This is a genomic window from Nocardia sp. JCM 38205 (genome assembly GCF_058222935.1).
In genome coordinates this window covers 948,876-962,238 of record NZ_JBYHFL010000001.1, presented here as the reverse complement: position 1 = coordinate 962,238, position 13,363 = coordinate 948,876, and the positions used below count along the sequence as shown (strand labels likewise).

11 protein-coding genes are annotated in these 13,363 nt (G+C 67.5%); 8 read left to right on the top strand and 3 right to left on the bottom strand.

Annotation, left to right across the window (positions count from 1 at the left end; all coding sequences use genetic code 11):
• Nucleotides 1–358: 358 nt before the first annotated feature.
• The 3 genes from pdxS to AC4HOU_RS04405 all read left to right on the top strand — a co-directional run bounded on the left by pdxS (nucleotide 359) and on the right by AC4HOU_RS04405 (nucleotide 5,654).
• Nucleotides 359–1,297, top strand: a complete 939-nt coding sequence (gene pdxS, locus AC4HOU_RS04415) for a pyridoxal 5'-phosphate synthase lyase subunit PdxS (protein ID WP_490724147.1) — start codon at nucleotides 359–361, stop codon at nucleotides 1,295–1,297.
• An 894-nt stretch (nucleotides 1,298–2,191) separates the two neighbouring features.
• The gene (locus AC4HOU_RS04410; protein WP_490724250.1) at nucleotides 2,192–3,169 is read left to right on the top strand and encodes an AAA family ATPase; all 978 of its coding nucleotides are present in this window, start codon (nucleotides 2,192–2,194) and stop codon (nucleotides 3,167–3,169) included.
• Complete coding sequence (locus tag AC4HOU_RS04405) at nucleotides 3,162–5,654, top strand: S8 family peptidase (protein WP_490724146.1); 2,493 nt, start codon at nucleotides 3,162–3,164, stop codon at nucleotides 5,652–5,654. Before AC4HOU_RS04410 ends, AC4HOU_RS04405 begins: the two co-directional genes overlap by 8 nt.
• A gap of 481 nt (nucleotides 5,655–6,135) precedes the next feature.
• Here AC4HOU_RS04405 and AC4HOU_RS04400 read toward each other — a convergent pair whose 3' ends face one another.
• A complete protein-coding gene (locus AC4HOU_RS04400) occupies nucleotides 6,136–6,282 on the bottom strand; it encodes a hypothetical protein (protein WP_490724145.1) in 147 nt (48 codons plus the stop codon).
• A gap of 718 nt (nucleotides 6,283–7,000) precedes the next feature.
• Between AC4HOU_RS04400 and AC4HOU_RS04395 the strand changes: the two genes are divergently transcribed.
• Together AC4HOU_RS04395 and AC4HOU_RS04390 are read left to right on the top strand one after the other, a co-directional pair.
• Entirely contained in the window at nucleotides 7,001–7,465 is a 465-nt protein-coding gene (locus tag AC4HOU_RS04395; protein ID WP_194989954.1) for an MTB12 C-terminal domain-containing protein, read from the top strand.
• A gap of 223 nt (nucleotides 7,466–7,688) precedes the next feature.
• Nucleotides 7,689–8,510 (top strand): acyl-CoA thioesterase, encoded by an 822-nt coding sequence (locus AC4HOU_RS04390; RefSeq protein ID WP_163814330.1) that lies wholly within the window; start codon nucleotides 7,689–7,691, stop codon nucleotides 8,508–8,510.
• Here AC4HOU_RS04390 and AC4HOU_RS04385 read toward each other — a convergent pair.
• A complete protein-coding gene (locus AC4HOU_RS04385) occupies nucleotides 8,474–10,327 on the bottom strand; it encodes an APC family permease (RefSeq protein WP_490724144.1) in 1,854 nt (617 codons plus the stop codon). The genes AC4HOU_RS04390 and AC4HOU_RS04385 overlap by 37 nt on opposite strands.
• A 106-nt stretch (nucleotides 10,328–10,433) precedes the next feature.
• Here AC4HOU_RS04385 and pdxT point away from each other — a divergent pair, with 106 nt between their 5' ends.
• Together pdxT and AC4HOU_RS04375 are read left to right on the top strand one after the other, a co-directional pair.
• Nucleotides 10,434–11,087, top strand: a complete 654-nt coding sequence (gene pdxT, locus AC4HOU_RS04380) for a pyridoxal 5'-phosphate synthase glutaminase subunit PdxT (protein ID WP_490724143.1) — start codon at nucleotides 10,434–10,436, stop codon at nucleotides 11,085–11,087.
• Between the two features lie 166 nt (nucleotides 11,088–11,253).
• Nucleotides 11,254–12,006, top strand: coding sequence for a YebC/PmpR family DNA-binding transcriptional regulator (locus AC4HOU_RS04375; protein WP_490724142.1), 753 nt, complete (start codon nucleotides 11,254–11,256; stop codon nucleotides 12,004–12,006).
• 94 nt (nucleotides 12,007–12,100) lie between these two features.
• Here AC4HOU_RS04375 and AC4HOU_RS04370 read toward each other — a convergent pair whose 3' ends face one another.
• Nucleotides 12,101–12,643 (bottom strand): MarR family winged helix-turn-helix transcriptional regulator, encoded by a 543-nt coding sequence (locus tag AC4HOU_RS04370; RefSeq protein ID WP_163814327.1) that lies wholly within the window; start codon nucleotides 12,641–12,643, stop codon nucleotides 12,101–12,103.
• A gap of 82 nt (nucleotides 12,644–12,725) precedes the next feature.
• On the opposite strand from AC4HOU_RS04370, the gene AC4HOU_RS04365 reads away from it, so the two are divergent.
• Nucleotides 12,726–13,361 carry an NAD(P)-dependent oxidoreductase gene (locus AC4HOU_RS04365; protein ID WP_194989952.1) on the top strand — a complete coding sequence of 212 codons (636 nt, stop codon included), beginning with the start codon at nucleotides 12,726–12,728 and terminating at the stop codon, nucleotides 13,359–13,361.
• Nucleotides 13,362–13,363: the final 2 nt, after the last annotated feature.

The window sequence follows — 13,363 nt, the reverse complement described above, 5'->3', positions numbered from 1 at the left end:
CGATGCGGTTTGACCGGCCGAGCGAGGGTCGACTCGGTGGGTGGAGGTGAATGAGTACGTGTCGTACATCCTGTTCGATTTCCTGATGCCGATCATCGGCGCCGCCGCCGCGGAGTACTGGGCGACGTTGCTGGTGATCAACCCGATCTGATCGAAACCGGCAGTTCGCCGGGCCCGTCGACGCCGGATCGGGCCCGGCGAATTCGTCCTCCCACGGCGCCGCGAGCGGTCCAGTCCGGCCGTAACGCGACGAACGCCCTGGTCGTGGCAAGGCCAGTCGTGTTCAACTGGCTATCAAGGGCACTTCGGGGCACGCCTAGAATCGTGTCGTTCTACCGCTGACGACCCATAGGCGCACATGACACAGGAGTTTGCCGTGACCACGCCCGAGACCACCCAGACCACCGAGGCGACCCGTGAGGCGGGTACCGCCCGCGTGAAGCGCGGCATGGCCGAAATGCTCAAGGGCGGGGTGATCATGGATGTCGTCACCCCCGAGCAGGCCAAGATCGCCGAGGACGCCGGTGCGGTCGCCGTCATGGCGCTCGAGCGGGTGCCCGCCGATATCCGCGCCCAGGGCGGCGTGTCCCGGATGAGCGATCCGGACATGATCGACGGCATCATCTCCGCGGTGTCGATTCCGGTGATGGCCAAGGCACGCATCGGTCACTTCGTGGAGGCGCAGATCCTGCAGAGCCTCGGAGTCGACTACATCGACGAGTCCGAGGTGCTCACCCCCGCCGATTACACCAACCACATCGACAAGTGGAACTTCACCGTTCCCTTCGTCTGTGGCGCCACCAACCTCGGTGAGGCCCTACGCCGCATCACCGAAGGCGCGGCCATGATCCGCTCCAAGGGCGAGGCCGGCACCGGTGACGTCTCCAACGCCACCACCCACATGCGCCAGATCCGCCAGGAGATCCGCAAGCTGTCGTCGCTGCCCGCCGACGAGCTCTACGTCGCCGCCAAGGAGTTGCAGGCACCCTATGAGCTGGTCCGCGAGGTCGCCGAGACCGGCAAGCTGCCGGTGGTGCTGTTCACCGCCGGCGGTATCGCCACCCCGGCCGACGCCGCGATGATGATGCAGCTCGGCGCCGAGGGTGTGTTCGTGGGTTCGGGCATCTTCAAGTCCGGCAACCCGGCCCAGCGGGCCGCCGCCATCGTCAAGGCCACCACCTTCTACGACGACGCCGACGTGCTCGCCAAGGTGTCGCGTGGCCTGGGCGAGGCCATGGTCGGCATCAACGTCGACGAGCCGGCACGCTCGATCCAGTTCGCCGAGCGCGGCTGGTAGTTGCTCATATACGAGGAGAAAACGGGCCTACGTTGCGGGATCGGTGGCGTTGGCCCGTTCTCTTCGTCGTGGGCAGCGGGGATCAGTGCCGTGGTCCAAGATCGGTAATCCGATAGGCCATCGTCCTCTGAGTTCCTGGTCGACGAGCACTCTCGCAAGGCGGCCTGTCTGGCACAATCGGCTCGAAACGTGCACATCTCGTGCCGCGGCGACGTTCTCCACATTGAGTCCGGTGGTTCATCGAATCGGCCGGAGCTCAACCGGTGCAGTCGGATCAGCGAGTACGGACCGCTGGCGTCCTCGATGGGGATCGATCCAGCCGAGTTCGCCGACGTCGACCTCGAAGACGTCGACGCCCACTTGAGACGGCGCGGCGATGGGGCGAACCGGCCGATCAGGCTCGCAGCAGCGACCCTGATGGGTGATCGGCTCTGCGCCGGGATCTCCGGCCTCTCTTGGGCGATCAACGAAGAAGCGCATCGCTTCCTCTACGCCTGGGGCAACGGGAACCAGGTGTGGGTCCATCTACAACACACTCGTCCACCTGTTGGCCCGACGACATGCCGATCGCCATGACACCGGCTGAGCTATATACCTTCGACGAGGGACAGTTTCGCGAGATCGACGAGACGCCCCTCGAACAGAGTGAAGAACGGTGATCGCTTCACGGTTCGCAGGCCAGTTCGCATGGGACGAACGTCCTCAGCCGCGCTCGGAATATCTGGTATAACCGTGTCTCGACAGATTCTGGAACGACGTCCGCAGAACCGTTGAACCGGTTCTCTTAGGCGCAGACGGCTAACCAATCGAGATTTGATCTCGTGACCCGGGGTACGGGAGGACGGGCGGTTCCTGCCGGTCTGCGACAATGATCGACGACGAGAGGGCGTGGGTATGGCGCGTGCAGATCTGCTCCTCGCGCTAGTTCAATCTGGTGCGCGGGGCGACGACCTGGCGTTCCGCCGTGCCGCCGAAGCTCTCATCGCCGAGGAAAACGCAAAGAAGCATGGCGTTTTGGCCTCTCAGCTCGCCGAGGCGCTGACCAGGCGCAAGACTTCGGGGTCGACGGTGTCTCCACTGACCCGACCGCAAGAGTCTGTCGGTCTGCTCCACGAGACCGAGCCCATGCGACGCCTCACTGACCTAGTCTTGCCGTCGACGGTCAGGCAGTCCGCGACCGAACTCGTCGAGGAGCACCACCGGCGCGACCTGCTGAGAAGCCATGGAGTGGAGCCACGGCACCGCATCCTTCTCGAAGGCCCTCCGGGAAGTGGGAAGACGACGCTCGCCGAGGCGATCGCCACCGAAATCGCGGTACCGCTTCTGACAGTGCGGTACGAGGGCCTCATCGGCTCGTTCCTCGGAGAGACGGCAAGCCGCCTGGACGCGCTGTTCTCGGCGGTCCGGATCCGTCCATGCGTCCTGTTCTTCGACGAGTTCGACGCCGTCGCCAAGGAGCGCGGCGACACGCACGAGACCGGTGAGATCAAACGCGTCGTCAGTTCACTCCTGCTGCAGGTTGACAAGCTTCCGAGTCACGTCGTCGTCGTTGCGGCGACCAACCACGCCGAGCTGCTCGACCGCGCCGTTTGGAGGAGGATGCAGATTCGCCTGTCTCTTCCCAGTGCCAGTCGCGCTGGGAAGATCGAATGGCTTCGCGCCTGGTCGGCTCGCACAGGCGTCGAGTTCGGCAAGTCTGAACGGACGATTGCGGATCGCCTGCGCGGCGTGAGCTACGCAGAACTGGAGGATTTCGCGACGGACGTCCAACGCCGCCAGATCCTGGGTGGTTTCGATGTCGAACCCGCGTCGGTGACGGAGACGGTCCTGAAGGCGTGGGCGACTCGGGCACGACCTGACGCCGATGGCTGACCACGCAATCGAACGGCCGGTGCTGTGGGGCGAGGTCGGGCCCCCGGTCCAGTACGTACCACCGACCGGCGGTGGCCAAAAGGTCGATGTGCCGTCCCACCGCGCGCAGGGCGCACGCCTCGGTGGCAGGTTCGACGGCATCGAGGACGCCTTCTCTGAGCAGGCCGTTCTCACCCAGTCGTTAGGGGCCAGCGATCCCCAGCTGGTCATCGTGTTCGAAGCCATCGACGAGCGCGCCGATCTCTCGCGCGTGGCGGAGCTCGCCGGACTGGAAGTCCTGACCGAAGTCGACCGCGACTTCGATCCCGACCCGAACTTCCCGCGCAGGAGCAAGAACAAGGACCTGCCCGTCACCGGCTGCCTGCACGCTGTCTGTATCACCGAGCAGTCGCGGACCAACATCCTCGCGCAGTGGCGGAAGTGGAATCGGACAGGAAAAGTCGATCGCGGATACTCCCCGCTACGTGACGTGTTCGCTCACCTGAAGGACGTGCGGTCGTGGGGACCGCAGGATCGGGTGCGGATTGGCGAGCTCGCCGCCGCGCTGTCGGGGATGCTGCCCGGCGATCACTCGATCGAGGTCGAGCTCTGGTACCGCCGTTCCGAGGCGATGCGGCAGAAGGCCCAAGACGAAGTCACAGCCCTCATTGAGAGCAGCGGTGGACGCGTTCTCAAGGTCGAGCGAATCGACGAGATCGGGTACCACGGCATGAAGTGCTCGGTGCCGCTCGAGCTGCTGCGGCGCTTGGCCGACGGCGACATCGACGCCGTCATGGCCGTGAAATCGAGCCACGTGATGTATCTGCGGGCTACGTCCCAGTCCTATGCGTTCTCCGACGACGTGCCCACGGAGCGGAGCCAGGCTGGCCCTCTTCCCGTTGGCGATCCCGTCCTCTGCGTGCTCGACGGCGTGCCAGTGGCGAACCACCCTCGGCTCGCCGGTCGCATCATCGTGACGGACCCGGACGATCTGGAAGCCGACTCGACATCGGAGACCAAACTGCGCCGCCACGGAACAGCCATGGCGTCCGTATGCGTCTGGGGTGACCTATCTTCTGGCGAAGCGCCTGCGGCGAGACCAGTGCTGGTCCGCCCGATTCTGACCCCAGCCGTCGGTACCCAGGATCGATCAGAGGAGATCCCAGACGGGGAGCTCGCGCCTGACCTTATGCGAAGGGTGTTTCGGGAACTCTTCGATGGGGACGGCAACACGGCCCCGGCGGCACCCACGGTCGTCATTCTGAACCTCTCCGTCGGCGATCCGGCCTCCCCCTTCGACGGCGTGGTCTCGTCGTGGGCGAGGGCCATCGACTGGTTGAGCTCGGCGTACGGCGTCGTCGTGGTGGTGTCCGCAGGGAACCATCGCGCGCTTCCAGTCCCATCCGGCGTCGGCGCGTTGACCGCGCTGGGCGGGGCCGAACGCGCTGATGCCGTGAACGCCGTTGTGGCGGAGGCGATGCCACGCCGAAGCCTGCTCGCCCCGGCTGAGTCCATGAACGCTCTGACCGTCGGCGCGCTGAACGCGGACGGAGCCGGCCAAGTCGATCTGGGGTACCGATTCGACCCGGCGGACGGCGAGATCATCGTCAACCCCATGAGTGCACTCGGCGCGGGCCACAGACGCTCGGTGAAGCCCGACCTGCTAGCGCCCGGCGGTCGAGCGTTGTTCCAGGAACCGATGACACCCAGTGAAACCGAGCTGCGCGCCGCGGTCCAGGGGGCCCGAGGGCCCGGTATCCGAGTCGCTGCATCCAACGGCGCTGACGAGACGTTCACGATGGGTACCAGCCCTGCTGCGGCGATGATCTCAAGGGAAGCTGCGCGGGCCGTCGATTCGATTCTTCGCCTCGCAGATCGACCGTTGACGAGGTCTGAGCTGGCCGTGGCGACCAAGGCGTTCGTCGCCCATTCGGTCCGACTGCCAGATGGGCTTCGCGCCCATGACGCCGTGCGCCCCTACGCCCATGGTTACGGCGCTCCCGCTCGGACGCTCGCAAACGGCTGTGAACCACACGAGGCGAGCATCCTCTACGTCGGCAACGTCGGCGCGGACGAGCAGGTCAGCTTGTCTCTTCCCTTGCCGAACGGTTTGCAGCAGACTGGCTTGAAGCGGGTAACGGCTACCCTCGCCTGGCTCTCTCCGGTGAACTGGCGGCATCGCCAGTACCGACGCGCCGCGCTCGACTTCTCCAAGCCGACCGGCTTCACAGACCTCGGTACGGCGCTCGACGTGAACAGCGAGCGTTCGAAGCGAGGCACGCTCCAGCACGCAGTGTGGGAGGTCAACCGCTCAATCGGTTTCGGTGCAGGCGACACCATCGACCTGACGGTTCACTGCAAGGAGCAAGCCGGCGGTTTGAACGGCGAACGCGTGGACTTTGCCGTGGTGCTGTCACTCTGGGTAGCGCCGACGCTCGGGGTGGACGTCTACACGCAGGTCCAGCAGCAGATCGCAACGCGCGTCGTGGTCAACCCCGGTTCGTAGGGGGAGCCACCACGTGGGAAGACTGCGTTAACCATGTCTCGACGCAAGATCGAACGTAGGCCGCCTGATGGATGCGACCGGGGGACGACGACGAGAGGTCTCGAACCGTGACTGAGGAAGCGCCGCTTCCCGTGCCCGCCTGCGCCCTCGGCTTCGGCCGAGGCCGAGGTCCTCGCCGCTGTCGGCGAGCGGCACCACGAGAGCTTCCGCAGGTGGGTCGAGCTGAAGGCCCACCCGACCTGCACCGGCCAGCCGCCGTGCGCCCAGGCCCACGGCCCGGTTTGGTTCCGCTTCGACGTCGAGCAGTTCGTCGAGCGGGTGCTTGGTCGGGCAGAGAGCTGATCGGCGGGCAGCCACGATACCCGGCCCCGACGAACAGCCGTCTCCGGACGGCTCAGCGCCCTCTGAGATCGCCCGAGCCGCCAGTGACTTCACCTCGTCCGACGTGCGTGCTGCCACGGCGAACCCCGTAGAGGCACGATCAGCGGCGGTCCTCGTTAAGGACGGTCCGTGCCGCCGCGACGAGCTCCGGGCTCTGCTGCGCGCGCATCACCCAGTCCGGTCCGCTCCCTGCGTCCAGGCCGAGCACGTCCAGAGCGATAGCCTCCGGCAGCCCCTGCTCACGCATGATCTGCAGCCGCGCGCACGTGCGATGGATGCGCCAGGCAGGATCGCCAGCATTGCGCAGCCGCCGTAGGGCGTCGCGGCCGATGGCGTCGCTCCTGATGCCGAGTCCACCATGGACGACCCGGCCTGGCCGAGCAGCTTCCGCAGCACCTCGATCCCCGTAGCGAGCGCTCTGCGCCCACCCGGCGTTATCGATGCCTATGGCTTGCTTCCTCGTCCCGCTCCCTGATTGTCGACGTGGATCAGCCCGTGCCCCGCGAGCAGGACCAGGTGGCTCGACAGATTGCCCTTGGTGACGCCGAGCATGGTGCCGATAGCGTGTCGGGAACTTGATGCGAGCTGAGTCGGTTGACGACGTCGCCGGTACGCTGGAGCACATGCAAACCTGCACGGGAATCGTCATCCTGGTGGCACCCGTCCTGCCAATCTTGGACCACGGCATCAATGTCGAGGAGATCGCGCAGCCGCACCGGCTGGCCGAGCGCGGTTGGTGAGGCGGCGCCCGTGGTAGGGCGTCGAGGGCTTGTCGGAGCGGGTGTCACGTCAGTGCGCCCGCTTCGCCGCATTGCGGACTGTCGGCGCGCTCGTGGACCCCGCGCGCTCGAACCCACCACGATCCGCGTCGGCCGGACGCACTGCTGAATCCGTTGCTCTCGTGCTAGTTTCCGAGTCTCGGCCAACGGGTTGCGCCGATTTCATGACGCAGGAGGTATGCGCGAATGACGCTTCGCAGGGCAGGCCTTCTCGTCTTCGCAAGTCTGGCATTGACATTCGGACCGGGCGGCCCGGCCGGCGCCGACAGTGATCCGCCGCCGCCGAGCGCCGAAGCACTCGACGACCAGCTGACCACCGGACTCGACCCGATGGCGCGGATGTGGGCGTGGACCCATCCGGTCCGCAACGAGCACAAGCTCGCGTTCGTCGAGGGCGCTCGAGCCGATCCCGAGCTGCCGTACCGGCTGGCGCGGACGGTGCACGAGACCGGGGCGAAGCTGCGCATCATCGGGGTGAATCCGAAGCGCTTCGGCGACGCCTTCTACGCGAACGCCAACATCACTCTCACCGGCCAGACCAGCCCCGTCGAGATACCGTTCGTGCTCGAGGACGGCGAGTGGAAGGTGCAGTTGATCTGGGCCTGCACGATGCTGTCGATGCTCGGCGAACAGTCACCCGCCTGCGTGTGAGGCGGGCGACGACGCCGAGCGGTGGTGTGTTGCGGGATCGTGGCCCGGTGTGACCGCCGTCATCCGGGTTGCCGCTCGCGCGGCCCCCTGCCGGTTCCCGGGCCGCCTGCGTGCGAACATAAGAGTCCCGTCGGGTCCCGGCCGGTCCGTAGTTGCCGTCCGATAACCCGCGCGGTTGTGCAGTACTCGGACGACCGGCCAGTGGCACGGAGAGGCGGAGAAGTTGGCGACCATCGAAGAAGCGCTGGAGATCGAGCGGCTCGAGCGGGACATCTTCCGTGGAGCCTCACCCAAGACCCAGTTGCAGCGGACCTTCGGCGGTCAGGTCGCCGGCCAGGCGCTGGTCTCGGCGGTGCGCACGGTGGATCCGCGGTTCCAGGTGCATTCGCTGCACGGCTATTTCCTGCGTCCGGGCAACCCCGACCAGCCCACGGTCTATCTGGTCGAGCGCATTCGTGACGGACGCTCCTTCTGCACCCGGCGGGTGACCGGCGTGCAGGACGGCGCCGCCATCTTCACCATGTCGGCCTCGTTCCACGTCGGCGACGACGGCCCGGCCCACCAGGACGAGATGCCGACGGTGCAGCCGCCAGAGGAACTGCCCGACGCCAAGACCACCATGAGCCCCGAACGGCTGTGGGCCATGCGGGAATGGGAGCACTGGGATATCCGCCCGGTGCCGCAGGAATCGGTCACCCAGCGGCCCGGTGTGGTGTCCCCGCAGCAGGTGTGGTTCCGCTACCGGCACCCGCTGCCCGACGACCCGCTGTTCCACGTGTGCACCCTCGCCTACATGAGCGATATGACCCTGCTGGGATCGTCGAAGGTCACCCACCCCGACGAGCCCACCCAGGACGCCTCGCTCGATCACGCCATGTGGTTCCTTCGCCCGTTCCGCGCCGACGACTGGCTGCTCTACGACCAGTCCTCCCCGTCGGCCGGCTTCGGCCGCGCGCTCACCAGCGGCAAGATCTTCAACCGCGCGGGCGAATTGGTCGCCTCGGTGGTTCAGGAAGGCCTGATCCGCACCCGGCGCGACAAGTAGCGACGACGCGCGGGCTGCCGGACCGGCTGGACGCGGAGGTGGCAGAGGAGGGCGTCGCTCATCCGCCGCAGCGTGCGTTCGAGTTCGTCGCTGCGATGGCTGGGTAGCACCCGCCCCCAGCCGGTGGGTGGATCGACCTCGGCGACGACCACGATCTTGCGCCGATCCGGGAACTGTGCGCGCAGGTACCGTGCGACCGGACCGCCGACGGTGCCGTCATCGCCGGGGAGCAGGACCAGCGGCACCTCCGGATGCCAGCTCTCCCACGCGGCGGTGAATTCCCCGGCCCGTTCGGCGTCCAGGCAGACGTGCACCGCCACGATGTCACTCCCCAGTGACAGCGCCGCCGACAGGGCCTCCCAGGTGAGGCTCGAAACATCGGCCACGGGTACGACGACGACGGCCTCGCGTGGCTGCGGGGGCGGGGGCACGAGGTCGGCGCTGCGATGGGTGCCGATGAGCTGGTACGCGCGTCGCACCCGCCGCATGCCGAACACCAGCGCGGCCAGCACGACGATGATCAGCCAGGCGCCCTCCCGGAATTTCATCGCCGTCGTCACCGCGGCCGCCGTCGCGGTGGTCGCGGCACCGAAGCCGTTGAGCGTCAACAGCAGTCGTCGCCGCCGCGCCTGCCGGTTGGTCCACCAGTGGCGCAGCAGCCCCGCCTGGGCGAGAGTGAAGCCGACGAACACCCCGATCGCGAACAGCGGCACCAGCGCGTTCATGTTCCCACCCGAACCGATCAACAGCACCGCCGCGCAGAAGCCGAGGGTGAGCACACCGTAGCGGTACACCCGGCGCGGCGAACTGACCGCGAACCGGTGCGGCAGGCAGTTGTCGTCGGCGAGCAGCCGAGTCAATGTCGGCAGCCCGCCATAGGAGGTGTTCGCCGCCAGCGCCAGCAGCACGACGGTAGCGAATTGCACGATGTAGTAGCCGATTCCGTGGCCCAGTGCCGCCTCGGTCAGCTGCGACAGCACGGTGGTGCCCGCGACGGGATGCACATGGAACTTCTCGATCAGCAGCGCGAGCCCGATCAGCATCGTGCCGAGCAGGGCACCCAAGGCGACCTCAGCGCGTTGAGCTCGCCGGACACCGGGCGCGCGGAAATCCGGCACCGCGTTCGCGATCGCCTCCACACCCGTCAACGCGGCGCATCCGCTGGAAAAGGCCTTGAGCAGCAACAGAACCCCGACCGCCTGCATATCCGTCACCGCGGCCGCGCCGGTGCTGAGGGTCGCCGGCTCCGAACGCAGCAGGCCCGCGACGATCACGGTGCCGATACCGGCCACGAACACGATCGTCGGGAGCATGAACGCTCGTGCGCTGTGCGTGATGCCGAGCAGATTCACCGCGGTGATGCCGATCAGGACGGCAAGACACAGCCATACCGTGTAGCCGTGCAGCGCCGGAAACGCCGACGTCAGCGCGGCCACCCCGGCCGCGATGGACACCGCGACATTCAGCACGTAGTCCACGATCAGCGAGGCCGCCGCCACCAGTGCCGCTCGGTCACCGAGCTGCGCCTTGGCCACCGCGTAGGCGCCGCCGCCATTCGGGAATACCGCGATGACCTGCCGATAGGAGGCGATGAGGACCGCGAGCAGTGCCGTGATCGCCAAGGTGACCGGCGGCGTCATGCCGAGACCGGCCGCCCCCGCGGCGGCCAGCACCAGCACGATGGCCTCGGGGCCGTAGGAGACCGATGCCATGGCATCCAGCGCGAGGCCGGACACACCGGTCGAGACGGTGAGTCCGCGCGCCACGGGTGGGTTCGCACGCCGTACCGGCTCCGGCGACGGCAACACAGTTGTCATGTCAGTGAGTGTCGATCCGGACGTGAGGATCACCGGCACGGCTTGACACAATGTTGACGGCGACCGTGAGCAGGCCCACACCCCGGTGCCTCGTAAGCTGTGCGGAGTGAACCTTTCAGCGGTCGCCGCACCCGCGGCGCAGACCTCCGCGAGCGAGAGCGCGCAGCCGGCCATCGGTGTTCTCGCGTTGCAAGGCGATGTGCGCGAACACGTGACGGCGCTGCAGCGCTGCGGCGCGCGGCCGACGCTGGTGCGCCGGGTCGAGGAGCTGGCCGCCGTGGACGGGCTGGTGCTGCCCGGTGGTGAATCCACCGCGATCAGCAAGTTGCTCCAGGTGTTCGACCTGCGGGAACCGCTGCGCGCCCGGCTGCGCGATGGCCTGCCCGCCTTCGGGTCGTGCGCGGGCATGATCCTGCTCGCCGATGAGGTGCTCGACACCAGGCCCGATGCCGAGCACCTGTCCGGCATCGATATGACGGTGCGGCGCAATGCCTTCGGACGCCAGGTCGATTCCTTCGAAACCGATCTGGAATTCGCCGGCCTCGACGATGGCCCGGTGCGCGCGGTGTTCATCCGGGCGCCGTGGGTCGAGCGGGTCGGTGACGGCGTCGAGGTGCTGGCCCGGGTGCCGAGCGGGCCGGCTGCGGGCAAGATCGTCGCCGTGCGCCAGCGCAACGTGCTCGCGACCTCGTTCCACCCGGAGGTCACCGGGGATCTGCGGGTGCACCGCATGTTCGTCGACCTGGTCCGCAACGCCTGACCCGGTCGCCCGCGGCCCCGCCGGTCGGGCGTATCGGCACTGCGTGATCAGGGGGCCGTCCCGTCCGGTCCTGCGGACCCGCCGAGTAGGCTGGGGAAGTTGTCCGACCGGCCGTGCCGGTACCGTAGACGACCACACGTGCCATCGACCTGAAGGAAGTAGGGGAATGAGCGGCCACTCCAAATGGGCCACCACCAAGCACAAGAAGGCGGCGATCGACGCGAAGCGCGGCAAGCTCTTCGCCAAGTTGATCAAGAACATCGAGGTGGCGGCCCGGACGGGTGGCGGTGACCCGGATGGCAACCCGACCCTGTACGACGCCATCCAGAAGGCGAAGAAGTCGTCGGTTCCCAACGACAACATCGAGCGCGCCCGCAAGCGCGGCGGCGGCGAGGAAGCCGGCGGCGCGGACTGGCAGACCATCATGTACGAGGGCTACGGCCCCAACGGCGTGGCGGTACTGATCGAATGCCTCACCGACAACCGCAACCGCGCCGCCGGTGAGGTGCGTGTCGCGATGACCCGCAACGGCGGCAATATGGCCGATCCGGGATCGGTGTCGTACCTGTTCCACCGCAAGGGCATCGTCACCCTGGAAAAGAACGGCCTCACCGAGGACGACGTGCTGATGGCGGTGCTGGATGCCGGCGCCGAAGAGGTCAACGACCTCGGTGAATCCTTCGAGATCATCAGCGAGCCCGGCAACCTGATCGCAGTGCGTTCGGCGCTACAGGCCGCGGGCATCGACTACGACTCCGCCGAGTCCGGCTTCCAGCCCTCGGTCAGTGTCGCGGTCGACGCCGACGGCGCCCGCAAGGTCTTCAAACTGGTCGACGCCCTCGAAGACAGCGACGACGTGCAGAACGTCTACACCAACGTCGACGTCTCCGACGAGGTGCTCGCCGAACTGGAGGACTAGCCCGGCAGCTCGCCGAACCGGCGACGAGAGTTTCCGAAGCCCCCGCAACGGTGTTGCGGGGGCTTTCGGTATCCATGGGTCCACCCGCGCGTTCTCACTCGGCCGTCGTCCGCCGATCGGTGGTCGCGGCCGGTGCGGTGACCTTCTGTTCCTCCTGCGCCCATGCGGCCAATCCGGCCAGGAACGCCTGCCGATCGGTGGGCTCCAGTCGTGCGATGGCGCGCAACAGTGCCGCCGAGCGCACCGCGAGGAACTGCTCGAAGATCGGCCGGATCGCACCGGCGATCGATACCAGCGTGCGTCGCCGGTTGCGCGGATCCTCCTCGCGCAGCACCAGATCGGCCCGGGCGAGGTCGCCGACGAGCTGGCTGGCTGTCGATAGCGATACCCCGAGGCGCCGGGCCAGATCGGTGACGCTCGCCGGTTCGCCGGCCATCAGCTGCGTCAGGATCGCGCCGTGTCGCGGTCCCAGCCCGTGGGTCTGGAACGTGGCTCGAAGGGCCTCCGGCATATCGCTGTGCGCACGCCGAAAGGAGGCCGAGATCAGCGGAACGTGACTGAGTGCGTCGAGTTCCTGGGCCGAGAGTCTGCGGCCCGGCGCGGCCGGATCGTCGGCGAAGGGCGGGGCGTCGGGCATGGCACCACTCTAGCAATGTTTGGATACTCAAACTATTCTGAAATCAGAAGTTATTGGAGTATCGATCAGGCAGGAGACGCTCATGCGGATCACGGTTCTCGGCGCGACCGGCGGGGTGGGGCGCCACCTCGTGACGCAGGCGGTGGCGGACGGTCATGAGGTGACGGCGGTGGTGCGCAATCCCGACCGATTGCCGCACGAGCCCCACGATCGGCTGCGGGTGGTGCGGGGCAATGCGCTGGCGGCGGAATCGATCACCGACGCCGTGGCCGGCGCGGATGCGGTGCTGTCGGGAATCGGCGCGAACGGCCGCCGCGATCCGCTGCGCCCGGCCTCGACCTCGGCCGCCGCGGTGGTCGGCGCCATGCGCGAGGTGGGGGTGCGACGCCTGGTCGTGGTGTCCGCGGGCACGCTCAACCATTCCGGCACCGGTCAGCCACTGCGAGTGCGAATCGCCTCGGTGCCGCTGCGTGCGCTGTTGAAGGAGCTGTACGCCGATCTCGAGCGGATGGAGGCGATCCTGGCAGGCAGCGGTCTGGACTGGACCTCGGTGCGCCCGTCGGGGCTCACCAACGCCCCGGGCACCGGCCGCATCCGGCGGATCGTCGACGGCGGCCCGGCCGGGCTGAGCATCCCGCGCGCCGACGTCGCCCGCGCCATGCTCGACCTCGTCCCCGATGCCTCGACCGTGGGGCGTGTCGTTGGGGTGAGCAGCTGAAT

Excerpts from the sequence above, each read along its gene's own strand:
- pdxS (WP_490724147.1), top strand. The coding sequence starts at position 359 with ATGACACAGGAGTTTGCCGTGACCACGCCCGAGACCACCCAGACCACC.
- AC4HOU_RS04410 (WP_490724250.1), top strand. The coding sequence starts at position 2,192 with ATGGCGCGTGCAGATCTGCTCCTCGCGCTAGTTCAATCTGGTGCGCGG.
- AC4HOU_RS04405 (WP_490724146.1), top strand. The coding sequence starts at position 3,162 with ATGGCTGACCACGCAATCGAACGGCCGGTGCTGTGGGGCGAGGTCGGG.
- AC4HOU_RS04400 (WP_490724145.1), bottom strand. The coding sequence starts at position 6,282 with ATGCGTGAGCAGGGGCTGCCGGAGGCTATCGCTCTGGACGTGCTCGGC.
- AC4HOU_RS04395 (WP_194989954.1), top strand. The coding sequence starts at position 7,001 with ATGACGCTTCGCAGGGCAGGCCTTCTCGTCTTCGCAAGTCTGGCATTG.
- AC4HOU_RS04385 (WP_490724144.1), bottom strand. The coding sequence starts at position 10,327 with ATGACAACTGTGTTGCCGTCGCCGGAGCCGGTACGGCGTGCGAACCCA.
- AC4HOU_RS04375 (WP_490724142.1), top strand. The coding sequence starts at position 11,254 with ATGAGCGGCCACTCCAAATGGGCCACCACCAAGCACAAGAAGGCGGCG.
- AC4HOU_RS04370 (WP_163814327.1), bottom strand. The coding sequence starts at position 12,643 with ATGCCCGACGCCCCGCCCTTCGCCGACGATCCGGCCGCGCCGGGCCGC.
- AC4HOU_RS04365 (WP_194989952.1), top strand. The coding sequence starts at position 12,726 with ATGCGGATCACGGTTCTCGGCGCGACCGGCGGGGTGGGGCGCCACCTC.